The sequence below is a fragment of the Paucibacter sp. B2R-40 genome (genome assembly GCF_025717555.1).
Classification (GTDB): domain Bacteria; phylum Pseudomonadota; class Gammaproteobacteria; order Burkholderiales; family Burkholderiaceae_C; genus Paucibacter_A.
In genome coordinates this window covers 47,777-66,830 of the sequence record NZ_JAJIRP010000003.1, presented here as the reverse complement: position 1 = coordinate 66,830, position 19,054 = coordinate 47,777, and the positions used below count along the sequence as shown (strand labels likewise).

Below are 19,054 nucleotides of genomic sequence, written 5' to 3'. Positions count from 1 at the left end.
CAGCAGTTGCAACAACAAGGCCCCACTGTAGGCAGGCCGTCAGCTGCCGTGAACCAAGTAGTTCTTCTATGCTTATGAGAAAAATGCAGGGCGGGCGCGAAATACTGCGGTTTCCCGCATGTCCTTCCTCTCGCGCCCGCGCTGCTTCAGGCCAGTTGTGCCCTTGTGGATTTAGGAACCGAACACGTGGTTGAACTCAATCCAGCCCTGGCGACCATGCGGCAGGTAGTAGCCGACCGGGTAGTAAGGCCAGGCCGCAGTCGGGTCCTTGCGGATGTCGCCCAACAAGTTGTTGACGATCAGGCTAACGCTGCTGGTCTTGCTGAACTGGTAGCGCGTGCTGGCGTTGAAGTTCCAGTAAGGGCCAATCCAGGACTTTTTGTCTTCGCTGGAGATCTTGCCGTTGCGCTGGCCCGTCAAGGTGGCGGCCCAGTCGCCCAGGTTCCAGCCCAGCGTGGCGATCAGCTTGTTGGGCCAGTCGCTGTGGTCGTGGGTGCCGACGCGGTTGGTGTCGGCGTCACCTGCGAATTGCTGGTAGACAAAACTCTGAACCTGGGTGTACTTGCCCGTCAAGGTGTACTCACCCACATTGCTGGTCTTGAGTGTGTAGCGAGCCGAGATGTCAAAGCCATAAGTGCTTTGGCTGGCGGCATTGATCGGGTTGACCAAAATCAGATTGACTTCACCCGGTTTGACCACCGCATCGGCCGGGTTGCGCCGCACGCGCCTGATCGCGTCCGCGCAGGTGGGCGAGCTGATGTCTTGTACGCCGGTGCGGCATTCGGCCTCGTCGCGCAGGATCTTGTCCGAGTCCAGATCGGTCACCAAATCATTGATGGCGATCTTCCAAAAATCGAGCGACGCATCGAATGTCTTGCTGGGTGACCACACCACGCCCAGCCCCGAGGACTTGCCCTTTTCCGACTTCAGATCCTTGGAGCCGTTCTTCAGGTAATTGAAGCCGGACACGATGTCGACGAACTCGCATTTGTTGAGCGGCTGCCCGGTCTGGGCGCAGCGGTAATAGTCGGTCGATGAGGGGTAATAGCCTCGGCTCTCGGCGGTGAAGATATAGCTCATGTCCGGCGCGCGGAAGCTGGTTGCATGGTTGGCGCGCAACAGCACTTCGCTGACCGGGCGGAACTCCAAGCCCGCGTTATAGGTAAAGCTGCCATCCTTGCGGCCAGCGAAGCGGTATTGGTCGTAGCGCGTCGCCAGCGTGCCGATCAAGATTTTGGTGATCGGCGCATTCAGCTCGGCACCCAGCGCCCAGCGATTGCGGTCGCCGCTGACCTTGGCCGCCTCGGTGGTGGCGTAAAAAACACCCTGACCCAAGCGCGGATCGGCATTGTTCTCGAAGCCTTGAGCGCCGGCCTCGGCCAAGACGGCCGCACGCAGCGGCCCCGCCGGCAGCTGCAGCAACTCACCGCTGGCGTTGACGTTCAAATTGTGGGTCCAGGCCTTGTCGTTGGCGTAGCTGCTGGAGGTAATGCTGTCGTATTCGGCGGGGGTCAGCGGCTTGAAGAGTCGATTGACGTCGGGCGCATAGATGGGCTCTCCCTTCGCTGTCTCGCCCTTCTTGGCGCCGAGGAAGAACTCGTCCACGGTGGCCAGCAGGCGTGGGCGGTGCAACTTGCTGGTGTAGGCCGAGGTGTTGAGGGCGGCCTCATAGACCCAGCTGCTGCCTTCGATGTCACCGCGCGCACCCAGCACCAGGTTGTGCCATTCATCGTTCCAACGGCGATTGAACTTCTCTGCTCCGCCCATTTCTTCCGGCGCAAAGCGGCGGCTCCAGGCTTCAAGCTTGCCGGTGTTGGCGTTTTGGAAGTAGCTGATCGAGCCTCCGAGCGAGGTCCAGCTCGGACCGCGGGTATTGGTTTCGGTCTCGGTGAAACCCAGCAACACTTCGCTGAACAGCTCGGTGTGCGGACTCAAGGCGTAGTTCAAGACACCGGCGAAATTGCTGCTTTGGTTGCCGGTCTGGGTGGTCCAGAAGGTCGGCGAGGCTTGACCGGTGCCGCAATACTGACCGCTCTTGATGGTGACAGTTTGGGTCGAGCCGTTGAACAATTGCCCGGCCGTATCGCAGGCGCCGGCCTCCGGCGTGATGTACTTATTGGTCTTGGCATCCTTGCGCCCGAACACCACGCCGGGGTTGGCGCCCTTGAGTGTTGTGTCGGCCATGAAGTCGCGCTGCAAGCTCCAGATTGGATCGCGCTTGCTGAACTCCAGGCCATAAACCCCGCTGAGTGCGCCGGCGTCAAAGCCGCCGCTCACCTGCGCGCGCGCATTGGCGCCGCCGCCGAGTTGGGTGCCGCCAGCCTTGAGGTTGAGCGTCACGCCCTCGGCATGTTTCTTCAAAATGATGTTGACCACGCCGGCAATCGCGTCCGAGCCGTAAATGGCCGAGGCGCCGCCGTTCAGAATTTCAATCCGGTCGATCAAGGCCGAGGGGATATTGGCCGTGTTGGTGAAGTTGACGGCGCCGTCATAGGCGCTCGGATAGTCGGCGATGCGCCGGCCGTTGATCAGCGTCAGCGTGTGGTTAGGGCCCAGGCCGCGCAGGCTGATCGCGTTGGCGGCCGGCGTGAAGGTGTTGCCGAAGTCTTCGCCCTGGGTAAAGCCGGTGTTTTCTGTCAAGGCATTGAGCGCATCACCGACGCTCTTGAAACCCAAACGACCAATGTCCTCGGATTTCAACACGGTCATGGAGCTGGGGCCCTCGCTGAGGGCGCGCGAGATGCGCGAGCCTGTCACCTGCACTTGCGGCAAGCTTTGTGGCTCGGTGGCCTTGGCTGTGGCCGCAGTTTGAGCGTGTGCGGCAGATGGCGCATAGGCACAAGCGAGTGCGAGCGCCAAAGGGGCCAAAGGGGCCAAAGAGGCCAGGGGAGCCAGCTTTGCGAGCCGGCGATAGTTTGGGTACTGCATGGAAATCCTCCGTTAGCTTCATATTCCCCGGGGGTGTCCCGAGAATCTCGCGGCTGTACAAGCGTTTGGCTTGGGCCGTCTTGAGGGCTGCACTTTAGGGATAACCCTGTTGCGCGCGAAGCGAGGATTTCTTATTTGCTTGCTAGGAAAACGAACTTGGCCACGCCAGCTTTATGTTTTGCCCCTGGGCGGCTTCGTTGAATGTCTGCAGGAATGCAGCGCGGCGTTCAACCCATGCGTCTCACTTGGACGCCGGCCCGACCGTGATCCAGCGCCACTCCAGCCAGTTGTCCGGCCGGTGCACGACCGTGACATTGCTGCGCGCCGCCCAGGGGATGTATTGGCGATGCAGCGGGATGTAATGCACCTGCTCGGCCATGCGCTTAAGCGCTTGCTTGATCAGTTGCTGACGCTTGGTTTCATCGGGCTCGCGGCTGGAGGCAGCAACGAGGGCATCGAGCTCATCGTCCTTGAAGTTGCCACGGTTGTATTCGCCGATGCCTTTCTCGCCACGGTTGCGGAAGTGGCTGGTGAAGATGCTTTCCGGATCGGTGATGGCGCCGCCCCAGCCGAACAGATAGGCCGAGGTGTCGAGTTTTTCGATTTTGTTGAAGAACAGCGCTTTGGGTTGGGCATTGACCTTGACCTTGAGCCCCAGCTTGGCCCATTGCGAGGCCAGCGTCATACAGATGCGCTCATCATTGACGTAGCGATTGTTCGGGCAGTCGAGCGTGAACTCGAAGCCGCTGGCGTAGCCTGCCTCGCTCAACAGTTTCTTGGCGGCCGCAAGATCGAAGGGCAGGCGGGCCTCCAACAGCGGGTCATTGAAACTGCCCAGCGGCGAAGGCACCAGCGCGCCGGTTGGTGCGGCCTGGCCGTCCATCAAGCGGGTTTTGATGGTTTCGATGTCGATGGCCTGGTAGAGCGCGCGACGCACGCGTACATCTTTGAACGGGTTCTTGCCCTTGGGGCTGCCTGACTGCAACTCGTCGCGGGCCTGGTCCAGGCCGATGAAGATGATGCGGTTCTCGGGCCCGCTGATGATCTTCAGGCCGCTGGTTTGCGCAAGCCGAGCCAGGTCGCGCGGCGCCGGGTCAAGCACAAAGTCGATCTCGCCCGAGATCAGCGCCGCCGTGCGCGTGGCCTCGCTCTTGATCGGGGTGTAGATCACCTCTTGCAGATTGCCTTCGATCTGCCCCCAGTAGTTGGGGTTGCGCTTGAAGACGGTCTTGCTGTCGGGTGATCGGCTGACTAGGATGAACGGGCCGGTGCCATTGGTATGGAAGGCGGCATAGCTTTCTTCCTTGTTGGCAAAGTCCTGCGTCTTGGTGGCCTTATTGGCCTCGGCCCAGCCTCGGCTCATGATGTAAATCGTGCTGAGGTGCTGCAGAAAGATCGGGTTCACCTGGGGCAGGCTGAACTCGACCGTCAAGTCGTCGACTCGGCGCGGTTCGCCCACCGCATTGGCATACATGGCGATCTGCGAGCTGGGCTGGCGGGCCCGTTGAACGGAGAACACGACATCGTCGGCCGTGAACGGCCGGCCGTCGTGGAACTTCACGCCTGGGCGCAGCTTGAGCAGCCATTTTTGCGGCCCAGTCTGCTTCCATTCGGTCGCCAGCTGAGGCACCAGTTTGAGCTGTTTGTCGCGCGTGACCAAGAACTCGTAGACCTGGCCATTGATGGTATTGGTGAGAGTTTCGTTCTGGGCGTAAGGGTCTAGCGTAAGCGGATCACCAGCGCTGGCCCAGCGCAGGGTTTGGGCCGAGGCCTGGCCACCGGTAAAGCCGAGGGCCAGGGCCAAGCTGGCGGCCAGCAGGGTTATTTTCACGATTTTGGCAGGGCTTTTTTTATTCATGAGGAACTCCGGGAGGCAGCGCATTGGTGGACAGAGCTCAGGTTAACCGGCTTGCGCGGTGCTGCAGGGGATGAGAACAGGCGGCTGAGTTTGTAGCCTGCCGCCCGGCTCGGTATTGCTGTGGCGTGATTCGCGCTGCTCGCAGCCTCAGAAATAGCGCTGGAGCTCAGGCCGGGCGTGTTCAAACAGCGAACCACCATTTCTGAAAGTCGCGTGCTGCGGGCGCCGCCCACGCGCGGCGCGTGCCCAGTCCGCATCGACCCAGCGTTTGGCCAATGGGTTGGGCCCGAAGCCGGACTCGGTGTTGACCTGGCCTGCAGCACTCAGATTGGTGAAGCTCGCACCGCGCCGCCTGGCTGCACTCATCCAGGGGGCGTTCTGGCTAGCAATCAAGGTGCTTTGCAGAGGCAGTCTTTGGTGCGGCAGCAACTCGGCCCGGCCGGAGACGACCGGCAGGCGCGTGGCATGTCGCAGGGCCTTGATCACGAATCCTGTGCAGCAAGCTCAAAGGGTCGCGATGGAGACTTCAGTGGATTTCACCAAGGCCACGACCTCGCGCCCCACTACCAGACCCAAATCCTTGAGTGAGCGGGTCGTGATCACCGAGGTCACCAAGCTGCCCGAGGGGGTAATCACGTCGACCTCGGAGACCACCGGGCCTTCGATGATTTCCTTGATGGTGCCGCGAAACTGGTTGCGAACATTGATCGCTCTGATGCTCATGACGGATATCCCTGTGTCGACCCTGGCGGTCGAATTTGAATGCTGTGCTGGCAAAGTTAGTTGCCGGGCTGCGGGCAAGGAAGGAATGGAAACGCAGGATTAAATGCGCTCGCCGAATATCGCAGGCCCGGCGCTGCGGCGCATCGCACCCGTCACTGCATCGCGCGCCGTTCCCGCCCCTCACTTGCCTCGCGCTCCAGCACGAAGCGTCCGAACTGCTCGGCCGGCATCGGCTTGGCAAACAAGTAACCCTGGACTTCATTGCAGCCTTGCGCACGCAGAAATTCCAGTTGGCCCTGTGTCTCCACGCCCTCGGCGATCGTCTGCAGGCCTAGGCTCTTGGCCATGCTGATGATGGCGCTGACGATGGCCCGGTCTTCGGGGTCGTCGCTGAGATCGCGCACAAACTGCTGATCAATCTTGAGTTTGTAAACCCGGAACTTTTTCAGGTAGCTCAGTGAGGAATAGCCGGTGCCGAAGTCGTCAATCGACATGCGGATGCCGCGGTCATGCAAAGCGTTCATCACCGCGATGGCGCCCAGCGGGTTGTTCATCGCCACACCCTCGGTCAACTCCAGCTCCAGCAGCTCCGGCGCCAACTCGCATTCGTCCAGAATCCGGCTGATCAGGGCCGGCAGGTCCGCATGGCGGAATTGCACCGAAGACAGATTGACGGCCATGATGATCTGGTTCAAACCCAAAGCATGCCAGGCCTTGAGCTGGCAGCTGGCAGTGCGCATGACCCATTCGCCGATCTGCAGTATCAGGCCGCTCGCCTCGGCAATCGGGATGAACTCGGCCGGGCTGACCGCGCCCAAATCCGGGTGCTGCCAGCGCAGCAAGGCCTCGGCACCAATCACCCGGCCGCTGGCCAAGCAAATTTGCGGCTGGTAATGCAGACTCAGCTGCCCGCGCTCCAGCGCTCGCCGCAGGGCGTTCTCCAGCAGCAGGATGCGGGCCGACTCGGCCTGCATCTGGGCGGTAAAGAATCGAAACGTGTTGCGCCCGTCCTGCTTGGCGCGGTACATGGCCACATCGGCGCAGCGGCACAATGCGTCAAAGTCCAGCCCGTCCAGTGGATACAGGGCCACGCCGACCGAGGGCGTCACCGTGATCTCATGCTGTTCGATCTGAAAGACCTGCGTGGCCAACTCCATCACCTTGGCGGCCACATGCGCGGCGCCCGCCGCGTCGGCACCCGGCAGCACCAAGATGAATTCGTCGCCGCCCAGGCGCGAGACCGTGTCTTGCTCGCGCACAGCCGTCTTGAGCCGGCGCGCCAACTCCTTGAGTAACTCGTCACCAAAGCGGTGGCCGAGCGAGTCGTTGACGTTCTTGAAGTGGTCCAGATCGAGGAACAGCAGTGCCAGCGTGCCGGCGTGGCGTTTGGCGATGTCGATGGCCTGGTTGCTGCGATCATTCAGCAGCGCCCGGTTGGGCAGGCCGGTCAGCGTGTCAAAGTGTGCGAGTTGCTGGATGCGAGCTTCGGAGGCCTGCTGCTCAAGCACTTTTTGCTCCAGCGCCTTGACCGAGGCCTTGAGCTCCTGGGTGCGCTGGGCCACCATCTGTTCGAGTTGCAGCTTGGCTTGCACCAAGGCAGCCTCGGCGTCCTTGCGGGCGCTGATGTCCATGGTGATCCAGATCGAACCCAGGGCCAGATTGTTGCCGTCAACGGCCTTGGAGCGCACCTCACAAAAGATCGGTGATCCATCTTTTTTGCGCAGCATCATTTCGCCCTGAAAGGCTTGGCCGGCTGCAAACGGCGCATAGCAGCGCTGGCCCGCGGCTTCCCAGTCGGCGTCACTCAAATACCACTGGCGCGAGGAGCCGCCGTCGAGTTCTCCCGGCGCATAGCCGAGCAGTTCCTCGAAGCTGCGGTTGCACTGGGTCACCTGGCGATCGCGCAGAAAGACAATGCCGACCATCGCGTGGTCCAGAATCAAGCGCTGGCCAGACGTGATTGACAACAGTTCGGCCTCGGCGGCTTTTTGTTCGCTGATGTCGTCGACGATCCAGATCGATCCTGCGCTGGCGTCAGCCGGGTTGATCAAACGCCCGGTCAGACTGCACCAAAACAGCGCGCCTCCGAGACGCTTCATCAAGCGCTCGGTCTTGAAGCGCTGGCCGGTCGCCAGCACGGGATAGGCCTCGGCGCCGAGTTGCTTGAAGGCCGCCTCGTCGGGGTAGAGCTCGATGCTGCTGAAGCCTTGCATATCCTGCGCCCGGGCCTGCCCGAAGATTTCGGCGTAGCGCTGATTGCACCTCAACACCAGCCTTTGTTTGACAAACACAATGCCAACGCCGGCGGTCTCAAGAATAACGTCGCGCTCACGCAGCGCCTGTTCGAGTTGCTGATAGACGCTGGCGACCGAGAACGATTTGGGCTCAGTCATGCTGTGGTCAAGCGCCGGTCAATGCAATTGGGCGTCAGGCGGAGCGCCCGAACCCAGATTGGCGACCTGAAATACCGCTTCGCCCAAGCTGCCGGCTTCGATTTCATCTTCGCTGGCTTCGCGCACATCCAGCACCTTCAAATGCATGCGCAGCCCCACACCGGCCAGCGGGTGGTTGCCGTCCAGCACCACATGCTCGGGGTAGACGTCGGTGACGGTGTAGATGCCGGGTGCCATGCCCTCGGTCACCGCTCCCTCGGGCAGACCTTCGATCTGCATGCCCGCGTCGACGCCGTCGGGAAACAGGCTGCGCGCCTCGAAGCAAACCAGGGCGGAGTCATACTCGCCAAACGCGTGCTCGGGCTCGAGTGCAATGCTGGCCTCGAAGCCGGCTTCTTGGCCGGCCAGCCCTTCTTCGACCTTGGCGAACAGGTCGTCGCCGCCATAGAAAAACTCCAAAGGCTCTTCCAATTCGTCGATCAACTGACCTTGGGCGTCTTCAAGTCTCCAGCGCAGGGAAACGATACAGGGGGCAGAAATTTTCATGCCGGTATTGTTTCACAGGGCTGCAGGTGTCAGCAGACCTTGCGTGCTGGCGGGGAAACGCAGCACCGCCACCGCTCCCGGCCCATCCCGGCGCGACTCCAGGTTCAAACTGCCTTGATGGGCCTCGGCAATCTGCCTGGAAAGCACCAGGCCGATGCCGGCGCCCTCGGGTTTGGTGGTGTAGAAGGGCACAAATAGATTGGCCGGATTGGCGATGCCGGGGCCGCAGTCCAACACGCTCAACTGCAGAGGCTGGACTTGGCAGCGCAGCTCCAGTGGTGCGCCGCCGGCCTCGACGCCGTTCTTGAGCAGATTGATCAAGAGCTGCTCGATCTGCACCGGATCGCCAAAGAAGGGCAGTTTGAAGTCGCTTGGCATCGGCGCGTGCGGGTCGCCCGCGATCGTCAAGCTCAGCCCCGCCTCGGGCAGCATGGTGGGCAAGCGCCGCAGCAAGGCAGCCAGATCGAACAGCTGCTTTTGCGGCTCGGGCAGGCGTGCGAGCCTGGCGTAACGGCGCACGAACTCGGCCAGATGTTGCGCGCGCTCGTGAATGATGGCCAGGCCTTCATCCAGATCGGCTTGCTTGGACTTGCCGTCCCAGCCCCCGTTCACTTCCCCCGCGCTGACTCGGCGCAGCGTGGCACTCAGGCTGGAGATCGGCAGCAGCGAGTTGTTGACCTCATGGCTCAAGACCCGCAGCAGGCGCCGCCAGGCTTGCAGTTCCTCGCTGCGCAGCACCTGCTTGAGGTCGGTGACGAAGAGCAAGGTCTGCTCGCGCCCATCAACCGAATAGGGCAGGCGTCGCAGCCGCCACAGGCCGGCGGCGCCGGCAAACACATGCTCACTCAAGACGGCGGTGTCGGCCGTCAGCAGCGCGGCCAGGCCCAGCTCGGTGGCGCTGCAGCCCAGCACCGCGTCCTTGTCGCGCAGCAGTAGCGCCAATGCGGCGGGGTTGGCGAGGCGTAAATGAGCCTGCTCATCAAAAGCAAAGATCGCCACGTCAATGCCTTGCAAGACGCTGTCGACCAGGCCGTAAGCCTCTTCGGCGCGCAGGCGCTGGCGATGCAGGGCGTCGACCAAGGCATTGATCTGCTCGCCTAACTGGTCATTTGCACTGGCCCGGCGCAGGCGCTGGCTGTAGTCACCCGAGGCGATGCCCTCGACCACATTGCCGATGGTCTGGAGCTGAAACTCGGCCCGCCTCGCCAGGCCCCAAGCGGCCCCCAGCCAAGCGCCGCTGCACAGCAGCCAGAGCAGGATCTTGGGGTAGATCAGCCACGCTTGCTGCCAGATAAAATAGCTCGCCAGGCCCCAGGCCGGCGCGCCACCGGCCAAGGCCCAGAGCCAGAGCTGCTTGGCAAAGCCGGGGTATGACTTCACAAGCGGTACTTTTCGAGCCGGCGATAAAAGGCCGAGCGGCTCAGGCCTAGCGCTTGCGCCGCCTGCGGCGCATGGCCGCCGGCACGCTTGAGCGCCGTGCGTATCAAGATCACCTCGGCCTCCTCCAGCGTCAACTCGCCCGCATCAAGTGCTGCCGTGGCAACCGGCGCTGTTGTGCCATTTAAACCCAGATCGGCGGGCTGCAGCAGCTGATGCTGGACCAACAAGCTAACGCGTTCCATGCAGTGCGCCAGTTCGCGCACATTGCCCGGCCAGTGATGCTGCAGCAGCGCCTCGCGGGCGGCGGGGCCGAGCGTCTTGGCCGGGCATTGATAACGCCGCGCATGGCTGGCCAGGTAATGCTCGGCCAGGCTCACAATGTCGGCGCCGCGCTCGCGCAGCGGCGGCAGATGCAGTTGCACGCTATTGAGCCGGTAAAGCAGGTCGCGCCTGAAACTGCCAAGCTCAACCATCTGCGCCAGATCCGCGTTGCTGGCCGCGATCAGGCGCACATCGGCCCGGCGCGGCTTGGCCGAACCGAGCCGCTCGAACTGCCCGCCCTCCAGCACTTGCAAGAGCTTGGCCTGCTGATTCAGAGGGATGTTGCCGACCTCGTCGAGGAAGAGGCTGCCGCCATCGGCCAACTCGAAGCGGCCGATGCGGGTCTGGCGGGCATCGGTGAACGCACCTTTCTCATGGCCGAACATCTCGCTCTCGAACAAGGTGTCGGGGATGGCGCCCATATTGACGCTGATGAAGGGCGCTTGGGCGCGCACCGAAGCGCGGTGGATGGCCTGCGCGAGCTGGCTTTTGCCGGTGCCGTTTTCGCCGGTGATCAGCAGATTGACACCGGCATCCTTGAGCCGCTCCACCTGCGCCATCAAGGCTTGCATCGCCGGCGAAGCCGCTATCCAGGGCCGCTCGCTCTGGCCCTCGGCGCTCAGCAATTGATTCCTTGCCGCCAGCCGCTGATTGGCTTGGCGCGTTTGGCGCAGCGCCAGCAAATTGCGCAGCATGCTGGCCAGGCGGTTGTTGTCCCAGGGCTTCTCGATGAAGTCACTGGCCCCGCCCCGCATCGCCTCGACTGCCAGCGCGACCGTGCCCCAGGCGGTCATCGCGATGATGGGCAACTGCGGGTCGACGGCATTGGCTTGGGCGATCAGGCTCAGGCCTTCCGCGCCTGAGGTGGTGTCGCGGCTGTAGTTCATATCGGCCAGCAAGACGCCAAACTCGCGCCGCGCCAGCGCCGCCAAGGCCTCGGCCGGCGACGCCACCAGCTCGCAGTTCAGCCCCTCGCTATTGAGGAAAATCCTCAAGGTGCTGCGCACGGCGGCATCGTCATCGGCCACCAAGATGGGCAGGGCAGAGGGGCTGGCGCTCATTGATGTGGAGGGTCCTTGTGGTGTTGATGGCCGAGCAGAACTTGCGGCGCATTCTCGCCCAGGCCAGTGCCCAGGACCGTGGCGCCCAAGTTCATTCGCAATGCAAGGCCATATTCGGCGGCATTGCGATCGCGCGCCGAGCCGGCAACCAGGTCGCCAACATCACCACCGCGCTGATCACGAGCCCGACGCCCAACACGCCGAGCAGCAAGGCCGGCCCGACCTCATCCATCTGCGTGATCGCCAACCAACCCAAGAGCAGGCCCAGCGGCATGCCCAGCGCCAGGGCCCAAAGCCCTTGGCGCAGCAGCAGGCGCAAGACCTGCGCATCGCTGGCGCCGACGGCGCGGCGCACGCCGATTTCCTGCGTGCGCTGTGCCACCGCCCGGCTGGTCACGCCGTAGATGCCGCTAACGCCTAAGGCCAGCGTCATCAAACCCAGGATCAGGCACAGTGCCGCCATCACCTCGGAGCCGCCGTAGGCAATCTTTTGCCGCTCCTCGGCGCTGTAGACATGCTCGAGCGCCAACGCGGGGTCGGCGCGGGCGATGGCCTTGGCCAGCAACTCGCGGTTGGTGGCCGTATCGTCCCAGCCAACCATGGCAATGCCCAGCTGATCGGGGACCGACTGGCTGATAGGCAGATAAATGTTGTGACTGCGTATGCCGCTGTCGCCGCCCGTGCCTTGAACCAGATGGCCATTGACGCCGACCACGGTGTACCAGTCGCGCACCTTCGTCCCGGTCTTGTCGACCTTGGGGTTCAAGGCAAAACGTTTACCCAACACGGCTTGCGGGTCAAGGCCCGGCCAATACTGTGCCGCGAAGTTGCGATTGACGATGGCCACATGCAAGCTGTCCGCGCGGTCATGGCTGCTGAACTCGCGCCCGGCCAGCAGGGCTACCTCGAGGGTCTTGAAGAAGCCGGCATTGACGCTGTAGGTGCCGGCCTCGGGGTAGCGCTCATCTTCTACGGTCATGCCTTCGGGCAAGACCTCTTCGGTCGACGACATGCCGCCGCCGGGCAGGCTCAGACTCAAGGCGACGCCGGCATTTGATGCTGCCGCACTCTCGCGCAGACTAGTTTCGACCCGGGCCCAGAGTTGGGCGCGGGCGGGCTCGTCTTGGGTGTAGGCGGCCTGGCGCGGCCGCAGTGTGGCCGTCAAGACGCCCTCGGTGCGCGCGCCGGTGCCGGCGTTCAGGCGTTGATGGACCGAATAGGCCTGCGCGGCCGACACCAGCAGCAACAAGCTCGACAACATGATTTGCAAGAACACCAGCACGCGGCTGAAACGCCCGGCCGCCCGGCCGCTGGCGCCGCGGCCATCGCGCAGCACCGCCGCGGCATCGACAGCCGAGGCGCGCCAGGCCGATAGCAAGCCGGTGGCCAGCGCGGTGACAAAGGTCAGGCCCAGGCCAAAGGCCGCCGCCGCACCGCTCATCTGGATTCGAATCCAGAAGGGCATGCGGCCGTCCGAGGTCTCGAAGACCGCTTGCTGTGTCGCCTCCAAGGCCCAGGCGCTGAAGAATAGGCCGATCAGCGCGGCGGCCAGGCTCAGGATCAAGGCTTCAGCGAGCATTTGCTGAATCAGGCGGCCACGCGGCGCGCCCAGCGCGGCCCGCACCGCCAACTCTTGGCGCCGCTCGTTGGCGCGCGCAAGCAGCAAGTTGGCGGTGTTGATGCAGACCAGGCTCAGCAGCAACACCGCCGCACCGGCCAGACCGAGATAGATCGCGTCGGTGTCCGGCATGGCCCACTTGGCATAGGGCAATGCCACGGCGCCGACCTTGGCATTGCTTTTGGGGAAGCTGGCGGCCAAACGCTGCGCCGTCAGATCCAACTCCTGCTGAGCTTGGGAGCGGCTAGCGCCGGCCTTGAGTCGCCCGAGCACAAACACATGCTTGGCCGTGCCCATCTCCATAGCCTGCGCGCGGACCATGCCGGCGCCGGGCATATTGAAGGGCAGCCAGAGCTGTTGTGTCATCGGGAAGCGCAGCGCAGCCGGCGCCACGCCGACGATTTCGGTGCTGACGCCGTTGATGCTGATGTGGCTGCCGATGACTTGCTTGCTGCCGCCCAAAAAGTTGCGCCAGATATCCGCGCCGATGACGACCACCGGCGGTGCGCCGGGTAACTCGTCGCTGGCTTGCAAAAGGCGCCCGGCCTCGGGCTTGGCCGCGTCGCCCAACCAGGGCCAGATGGCGGCCGGCACATAAGCGGCCTGGAAGTTCTGTGGGTATTGCTGCGTGCCGCCGAGCGTGACGGTGGCGGTATCCAGCGCCTGCAGCCCTTCCAGGCTGGGTGTTGCGCGGGCGTATTCAAGAAAATCCAGGTAGTGAACGCTCTTGCCCTGTGTGCGCTCGTCGTGGCGGGTGGCTTCGACGGCGAGCAGCCGTTCGGGCTCGGGGAAGGGGATGTTGCCGGCGGTGAAGCTGAAGTAGATGGCCGCGCTATAGATTGCAAAGCCCAGGCCGCAACTCAGCGTCAACAGGCTCAGCAGCGCGAAGCCGGGGGCGCGGCGCAGCGAGTTCAGGGTTTGGCTCAGGTCGTCCCACATCACAGCTGCTCCGCAGTTTGACGCGCGACCAGAGCTAGCGCAGGCGTTGGTGCAAGCGTTGGCATCAAGGTGGGCATGTCGGCCACCACGCGGCCGTCAAACAGCGAGATCGTGCGCTGCGCGGCCGCTGCGTAGCGCGGGTCGTGCGTGACCATGCACAGCGTGGCGCCGCCGGCATGCACATCGCTGAGCAACTGCATCACCAGATCGGCGTTGCGTGAATCGAGATTACCGGTCGGCTCGTCAGCCAGGATCAGACTGGGCTTGCCGACCAGCGCGCGCGCGATGGCCACGCGCTGCTGCTGGCCGCCGGACAGCTGGGCCGGGTAATGGCGTGCGCGGTGACCCATGTCGACCTGCGCCAGCACCTCTGCCACGCGGGCGCGGCGCTCGGCGCGGCTGATCTCGCTGCGGTAGTTCAGCGGCAGTGCGACGTTGTCTTCCACGCTCAGGTCGCCGATCAGGTTGAAGGCTTGAAAGACAAAGCCGATCTGGCGGTTGCGCAGCAGCGCGCGGGCGCGGTTGTCCAGCGCTTCTACGGGCTGCCCGGCCAAGGCGTAGCTGCCGGCGCTGGGGCTGTCGAGCAGGCCCAGGATGGCCAGCAGGCTGGACTTGCCGCAGCCGGACGGGCCGCTGACCGCCAGGAACTCGCCGCTGTGGATTTGCAGATCAACATCGTCCAGCGCGCGGGTCTCCAACTCATCGGTGAGGAAACTTTTTTGGATGCCTTGCAGCTTGATCAGAGGCGGGGTGGAACTCATAGGGGGATCTCCTGGGTTAACTATTTGAACTTGAATTCAGCGGATGCTGACGCGGGTGGCCTGGCTCCAGGCGCTGGTGTCGGAGACGACGATGCGGTCCCCTTGGCTCAGGCCCGAAAGAATGGCAATCCGGCCGACCGAGGCTGCACCGAATTGCACCGGCACGCGTTCGGCCACGCCGTCCGTGCCGATGCGGAACACGCTGGCCGTCGACTGCGCTTGACTGAAAACCGGCCGCTGCACTTGCAATGTGTCGGTCAGGCGTGTGATGGCGATCGTGCCGTCCACGCTCAGATCTGGCCGGGCACCGCGCGGCAGTGGGCCTTGCAGGCTGATGTCGACCTGGACCGAGCCCTTGCTGACTCTGGGCGCAACGCGCGAGACAAGGCCGGCAATTTGGCCGTCGCTGCCGCCGGTGCGCAGATCAAGCCGCACGGTTTGGCCGACGGCGATATCGCGGGCCATCGCCTCTTGCACCTGCAGTTCGGCGTAAAGAGCGTCGGCCCTGGCCATCTTGGCCAGATTGGCGCCGGTGGCCACGCTTTGGCCGGGCTGCAAGTTCAGCTCCTGCAGGATGCCGCTCATCGGTGCGCGCACCGTCAAGGCGGCCACTTGGTCAAGGTCTCGCTGCAGGCTCTTGCTCAATTTGGCGAGCGTCGCCTGCTTGGCACTCAGCTGTGCTTGTTGGTTGGCTTGGGCCTGCTGCAAGAGTTGGCGCTCCAGGCTCAAGCCTTGTGTGCTTTGTTTGAGGTTGAATTCGCTGCGCTGATAGGCCAGCTTGGACACCATGCCGTCTTTCAATAAATCCTGATCGGCAGCCCACTGCAGTTGCGCGCTTTGCAGCGCCAGTTCGGCCCGCTGAACGGCGGCCGTGGCGCTCATTTGCTGGCTCTCCAAGCTGAAGCGCAGCGCGCGCGCCTCGGCCTGTGCCTGCTCCAGGGTCCAGCGGCTTTCTTCTGCGCGCTGTTGCAATTGCGGATTGCTCATGACCAGCAAGACCTGACCCTGCGCCAGTTCGTCCCCAGCCTGCACGGCGATGCGCTCGACCCTGCCTTCGCTCTGCGCGGCGATCCAGCGGACCTCGCTGGGCAGCAAGATGCCGCTGGCACGCAGGTCCAAGTCCAATGCGCCGCGCTCGACCGTGGCCAGACTGACGGTCTTGGCGCTCACGCTCATCGAGGCCGGGCGTGCGTTCAGGCCAAAACTCAGGGCGCCGCCCAACAGCGCCAGTGCGATGGCGGTGAGGCCGCTCCATTTGATGATGGGGCGACGTAAAAAAGCGAGTCGGTGAGGGCTGCGGTGGATGTCCATGACTTATCTAACGCAGGACTCGTGCCAAGCGCCTCTCGCTGGCCAAGTGTCTGATTTACAAGCCCCTGGGCCGCCAGCATGGACTTGAGTTGGCGCAAGCGGTCTCGAAATTGGGACGGGCTTGCTGTCGTTTTTCCCGATACTGGGACGCCAAGGGGACGCGTTCGTCCGCGCCAGCAAGCACAATGTCGCCCATGAACATTGAATCTCCATTGCCGCTGCTCGCCGGCCTCTCGCCCGAACAATTCATGCGCCTGCATTGGCAGAAAAAGCCTTTGCTGGTCCGCCAAGCCTTGCCCGGCATCAAACCGCCGGCCACCCGTACCGAGTTGGCGCGCATGGCTGCCAGCGAGGATGTCGAGTCGCGCTTGGCCAGCTCATTCGAGGGCCGTTGGGCGCTTTATCCGGGCCCGGTGGCCAAGTTGCCGCCTTTTTCAAAACCGGGCTGGACCTTGTTGATTCAAGGCCTGGAGCAACATCTGCCGGCTGCGGCCGACTTATTGAACCAGTTCCGCTTTGTGCCCGAGGCGCGGCTTGATGACTTGATGATTTCCTACGCTACCGATGGCGGCGGGGTCGGCCCGCATTTCGATTCCTACGATGTGTTTTTGATTCAGGTGCAGGGCCAGCGGCGCTGGCGCATCGGCCGGCAGCCGAATGCCGAGCTGCGCGATGACGTGCCCTTGAAGATCATCAAGAACTTCGAGTACGAGGAGGAGTTTGTGCTCGACGCCGGCGACATGCTCTATCTGCCGCCCGGCTGGGCGCATGACGGCGTGGCGGTGGGCGAGTGCATGACCTGTTCGGTCGGCTTCCGTACGCCTTGGCGGGCCGAGTTGGCCAAGGATCTGCTCAGCCGCTTGATGGACGATGAAGATCAGGGTTACGCCAACAAAATGTATGCCGACCCCAAGCAGCAAGCGACTGCCACGCCGGGCTTGGTGCCCGAGCAGCTGATCGAGTTTGCCCGCGACGCCGCCGAGCGCGCGCTGCGTGAACCGCGTGCCTTGGAGCGCGCTCTGGGTGAGGCCTTGACCGAACCCAAGCCGCGCGTTTGGTTCGAGGCGGGTGCCGAGTTTGCGCCGGATCAGGGCGTTAGCCTGGACGGGCGTAGCCGCATGATGTACGACAAATCCCATGTCTTCATCAACGGCGAGTCCTTCCGCGCCGCCGGCCGCGATGCGACGCTGATGCGTGCGTTTGCAGACAGCAAGCTGCTGACACGCAAGCAGGTCGCTCAATTGTCCGAGGGCGCGCGCGACTTGCTGGCGCAGTGGGTCGAAGACGGCTGGGTGCAACAAGAGGCGGAGCAGGGCTGATGGACGCGCTGGCGCCGGGCAAGTTCGAGGGCAGGACGGCTTTTGTGGCCAACTTGCGCCAAGCGCTGATGCAGGCCTGTGCGGCAGACGCACGGGACATGTATTGCTTCGATGAAAGCCTGGTCGATTGGCCCTGGTCGGACGCAGAACTGCTGGCGGCCTTGACCACTTGGGCGAAGCCCAATCGGCGCTTGCATCTGCTGGCCGCTCAATTCGAGGACTTGCGCCAGCGTCACCCGCGTTTCGTTCGCTGGCGAGGCAACTGGGGGCATTGTGTGCGGGCCCTGGCCTATACACCGGATGCTTTGGCGGCGACGGGCTCCTGTGGGGGCGCGCTATCCTTCTTCACCGCCGCTGGCATGGAGCAGGCGCCGAGTCTGAGCCTGTTCGACAAGAAGCTCTGGCGATCCACAATTTCTACCGAAACCAACGATGCTTTGCAAAAAAGCCAGTGGTTTGATGCATTGGCGCAACGATCAAGCGAATCGTTTGCTGTTACGACACTGGGCCTCTAAGGCCTTACAAATGAGCAAGCTATAATTTGTGGCTAGGCGGTGGAAGCGCTCGAGGTTTCCTCGTCTTGTCATGCCGAAGTTTTACAACAACAGCCACCGCGAGGATTGGTTAACGTTGTTGGACTTCAAAAAATTACCGGTAATTGCAATTTCGTTTAACGATTTTTGAGGATAAGTATGAACAAGTCGATCCTGTTGGCTGCTGTGCTGGCTGCTGTTGCTCTGACCGCTTGCGGCAAAAAAGAAGAAGCTCCTGCTGTTGTGGCTCCTGCCGTTGCTGAGGCCGCTTCGGCTGTCGCAGTTGCTGCTGACGCAACTGCCTCGGCAGCTGTGACCGCTGTTGACGCTGGCGCTTCGGCTGCCGCGACCGGCGTTGCTGACGCTGCTTCCGCAGTGGGCGGCATGGCTGCTGACGCCGTCAACAAGGCTGCTGATGCAGCTAAGGACGCTGTCAAGAAGTAATCGGCTCACCCCGATTAGCGCAAAAGCCGCCCGGTGCGAACCAGGCGGCTTTTTTGCGTCCATTGGTTTTGTCCGGCTTACTCAGCCGAGCTGTGTCCAGTCGCAGCCCAGAGCCTGACTCGCAACGGCAATGGCTTCGGGGCGGCAGCCCATGACAGCGGCCAAGCTCGCGGCGGCCAGCGCCGGCGTGTTGTTGCTTTCACTCAGATGGGCGGCCACCACATGGGCCAGTCCCGCGTGCAAACAACTTCGCAGCAATTCGGCGGCACTGGCGTTGGAGAGATGGCCGTGGCTGCCCAGAATGCGGCGCTTCAGGCTGAAGGGATAGTTGGACGCTTGCAACATGGCTTCGTCGTGATTGCATTCCAGCAAGAGCGCTTGGCAGCCTTGCAAGGCCAGTGCCACGGAAGCACAGGGGTGGCCCAGATCGGTGATCAGACCGAGCGATTTGGCGCCGTCGCTGCAGCGTAAATGCAGCGGCTCGTTGGCATCATGGGGCACGGCAAATGGCTGTATCTGGATGTCGCCCAGCTCGGCGCTTTCGCCGTCCTTGATCAGATGCAGCAGTTTGGAGTCGAAGTCAGGCAGGCCGCCCATGGCGCGCCAAGTGCCCCGGCTGGTCCACAGTGGGATGCGATAGCGCTGCGCGAGATTCAGGGCGCAGCCGACATGGTCGCCATGTTCGTGGGTGATGAAGATGGCGTCCAATTCAGCCGGGCTGCTGCCAGCGCGGGCCAGGCGGCGTGTCAATTCACGCAGGCTGAAGCCGCAATCGACCAAGAGCTGTGTGCGGGTAATGCCTTGGCTGGCTTCGATCAGGCTGGCATTGCCGCCACTGCCGCTGCCTAGGCTGCAAAAACGCATGGAAAGAGTACCTTCTGGGCGAGAACAATGAAAAACGCCGCAGACCTTGCGGCAG

General features: G+C 63.1%; 15 protein-coding genes. 3 read left to right on the top strand and 12 right to left on the bottom strand.

Annotated features, from left to right (window positions below):
• Window positions 1-171: 171 nt before the first annotated feature.
• From LNV09_RS06840 to LNV09_RS06790, 11 genes are all read right to left on the bottom strand, one after another.
• The gene (locus LNV09_RS06840; protein ID WP_263556345.1) at window positions 172-2,928 is read right to left on the bottom strand and encodes a TonB-dependent receptor domain-containing protein; all 2,757 of its coding nucleotides are present in this window, start codon (window positions 2,926-2,928) and stop codon (window positions 172-174) included.
• Between the two features lie 241 nt (window positions 2,929-3,169).
• The gene (locus LNV09_RS06835; protein ID WP_263556344.1) at window positions 3,170-4,786 is read right to left on the bottom strand and encodes an ABC transporter substrate-binding protein; all 1,617 of its coding nucleotides are present in this window, start codon (window positions 4,784-4,786) and stop codon (window positions 3,170-3,172) included.
• Between the two features lie 147 nt (window positions 4,787-4,933).
• Window positions 4,934-5,272 (bottom strand): alpha/beta hydrolase, encoded by a 339-nt coding sequence (locus tag LNV09_RS06830; protein WP_263556343.1) that lies wholly within the window; start codon window positions 5,270-5,272, stop codon window positions 4,934-4,936.
• Between the two features lie 18 nt (window positions 5,273-5,290).
• The gene (locus LNV09_RS06825; RefSeq protein ID WP_263556342.1) at window positions 5,291-5,509 is read right to left on the bottom strand and encodes a TOBE domain-containing protein; all 219 of its coding nucleotides are present in this window, start codon (window positions 5,507-5,509) and stop codon (window positions 5,291-5,293) included.
• A gap of 152 nt (window positions 5,510-5,661) precedes the next feature.
• Complete coding sequence (locus LNV09_RS06820) at window positions 5,662-7,902, bottom strand: sensor domain-containing protein (protein ID WP_263556341.1); 2,241 nt, start codon at window positions 7,900-7,902, stop codon at window positions 5,662-5,664.
• Between the two features lie 18 nt (window positions 7,903-7,920).
• Window positions 7,921-8,448, bottom strand: a complete 528-nt coding sequence (locus tag LNV09_RS06815; protein ID WP_263556340.1) for an FKBP-type peptidyl-prolyl cis-trans isomerase — start codon at window positions 8,446-8,448, stop codon at window positions 7,921-7,923.
• Window positions 8,449-8,460: 12 nt separating this feature from the next.
• Window positions 8,461-9,828 carry a sensor histidine kinase gene (locus tag LNV09_RS06810; protein ID WP_263556339.1) on the bottom strand — a complete coding sequence of 456 codons (1,368 nt, stop codon included), beginning with the start codon at window positions 9,826-9,828 and terminating at the stop codon, window positions 8,461-8,463.
• The gene (locus LNV09_RS06805; protein ID WP_263556338.1) at window positions 9,825-11,210 is read right to left on the bottom strand and encodes a sigma-54-dependent transcriptional regulator; all 1,386 of its coding nucleotides are present in this window, start codon (window positions 11,208-11,210) and stop codon (window positions 9,825-9,827) included. The genes LNV09_RS06810 and LNV09_RS06805 overlap by 4 nt, the downstream gene beginning before the upstream one ends.
• A gap of 91 nt (window positions 11,211-11,301) precedes the next feature.
• Window positions 11,302-13,767, bottom strand: a complete 2,466-nt coding sequence (locus LNV09_RS06800) for an FtsX-like permease family protein (RefSeq protein WP_263556337.1) — start codon at window positions 13,765-13,767, stop codon at window positions 11,302-11,304.
• On the bottom strand, window positions 13,767-14,528 hold the full coding sequence (locus LNV09_RS06795; RefSeq protein WP_411969232.1) for an ABC transporter ATP-binding protein: 762 nt from the start codon (window positions 14,526-14,528) through the stop codon (window positions 13,767-13,769). Before LNV09_RS06795 ends, LNV09_RS06800 begins: the two co-directional genes overlap by 1 nt.
• Before the next feature lie 36 nt (window positions 14,529-14,564).
• A complete protein-coding gene (locus tag LNV09_RS06790) occupies window positions 14,565-15,839 on the bottom strand; it encodes an efflux RND transporter periplasmic adaptor subunit (RefSeq protein WP_263556336.1) in 1,275 nt (424 codons plus the stop codon).
• A 194-nt stretch (window positions 15,840-16,033) separates the two neighbouring features.
• On the opposite strand from LNV09_RS06790, the gene LNV09_RS06785 reads away from it, so the two are divergent.
• The 3 genes from LNV09_RS06785 (at window position 16,034) to LNV09_RS06775 (ending at window position 18,135) form a co-directional block, all read left to right on the top strand.
• The gene (locus LNV09_RS06785) at window positions 16,034-17,158 is read left to right on the top strand and encodes a JmjC domain-containing protein (RefSeq protein WP_263556335.1); all 1,125 of its coding nucleotides are present in this window, start codon (window positions 16,034-16,036) and stop codon (window positions 17,156-17,158) included.
• On the top strand, window positions 17,158-17,673 hold the full coding sequence (locus LNV09_RS06780) for a hypothetical protein (RefSeq protein WP_263556334.1): 516 nt from the start codon (window positions 17,158-17,160) through the stop codon (window positions 17,671-17,673). Before LNV09_RS06785 ends, LNV09_RS06780 begins: the two co-directional genes overlap by 1 nt.
• Window positions 17,674-17,850: 177 nt before the next feature.
• Window positions 17,851-18,135, top strand: a complete 285-nt coding sequence (locus LNV09_RS06775) for a hypothetical protein (protein ID WP_263556333.1) — start codon at window positions 17,851-17,853, stop codon at window positions 18,133-18,135.
• Between the two features lie 81 nt (window positions 18,136-18,216).
• Here LNV09_RS06775 and LNV09_RS06770 read toward each other — a convergent pair whose 3' ends face one another.
• A complete protein-coding gene (locus LNV09_RS06770; protein ID WP_263556332.1) occupies window positions 18,217-18,999 on the bottom strand; it encodes an MBL fold metallo-hydrolase in 783 nt (260 codons plus the stop codon).
• Window positions 19,000-19,054: the final 55 nt, after the last annotated feature.

Coding starts and splice junctions, on each gene's coding strand:
- LNV09_RS06825 (WP_263556342.1), bottom strand. CDS start 5,509: ATGAGCATCAGAGCGATCAATGTTCGCAACCAGTTTCGCGGCACCATC.
- LNV09_RS06820 (WP_263556341.1), bottom strand. CDS start 7,902: ATGACTGAGCCCAAATCGTTCTCGGTCGCCAGCGTCTATCAGCAACTC.
- LNV09_RS06800 (WP_263556337.1), bottom strand. CDS start 13,767: ATGTGGGACGACCTGAGCCAAACCCTGAACTCGCTGCGCCGCGCCCCC.
- LNV09_RS06775 (WP_263556333.1), top strand. CDS start 17,851: ATGAACAAGTCGATCCTGTTGGCTGCTGTGCTGGCTGCTGTTGCTCTG.
- LNV09_RS06805 (WP_263556338.1), bottom strand. CDS start 11,210: ATGAGCGCCAGCCCCTCTGCCCTGCCCATCTTGGTGGCCGATGACGAT.
- LNV09_RS06790 (WP_263556336.1), bottom strand. CDS start 15,839: ATGGACATCCACCGCAGCCCTCACCGACTCGCTTTTTTACGTCGCCCC.
- LNV09_RS06795 (WP_411969232.1), bottom strand. CDS start 14,528: ATGAGTTCCACCCCGCCTCTGATCAAGCTGCAAGGCATCCAAAAAAGT.
- LNV09_RS06780 (WP_263556334.1), top strand. CDS start 17,158: ATGGACGCGCTGGCGCCGGGCAAGTTCGAGGGCAGGACGGCTTTTGTG.
- LNV09_RS06770 (WP_263556332.1), bottom strand. CDS start 18,999: ATGCGTTTTTGCAGCCTAGGCAGCGGCAGTGGCGGCAATGCCAGCCTG.
- LNV09_RS06815 (WP_263556340.1), bottom strand. CDS start 8,448: ATGAAAATTTCTGCCCCCTGTATCGTTTCCCTGCGCTGGAGACTTGAA.
- LNV09_RS06785 (WP_263556335.1), top strand. CDS start 16,034: ATGAACATTGAATCTCCATTGCCGCTGCTCGCCGGCCTCTCGCCCGAA.
- LNV09_RS06840 (WP_263556345.1), bottom strand. CDS start 2,928: ATGCAGTACCCAAACTATCGCCGGCTCGCAAAGCTGGCTCCCCTGGCC.
- LNV09_RS06835 (WP_263556344.1), bottom strand. CDS start 4,786: ATGAATAAAAAAAGCCCTGCCAAAATCGTGAAAATAACCCTGCTGGCC.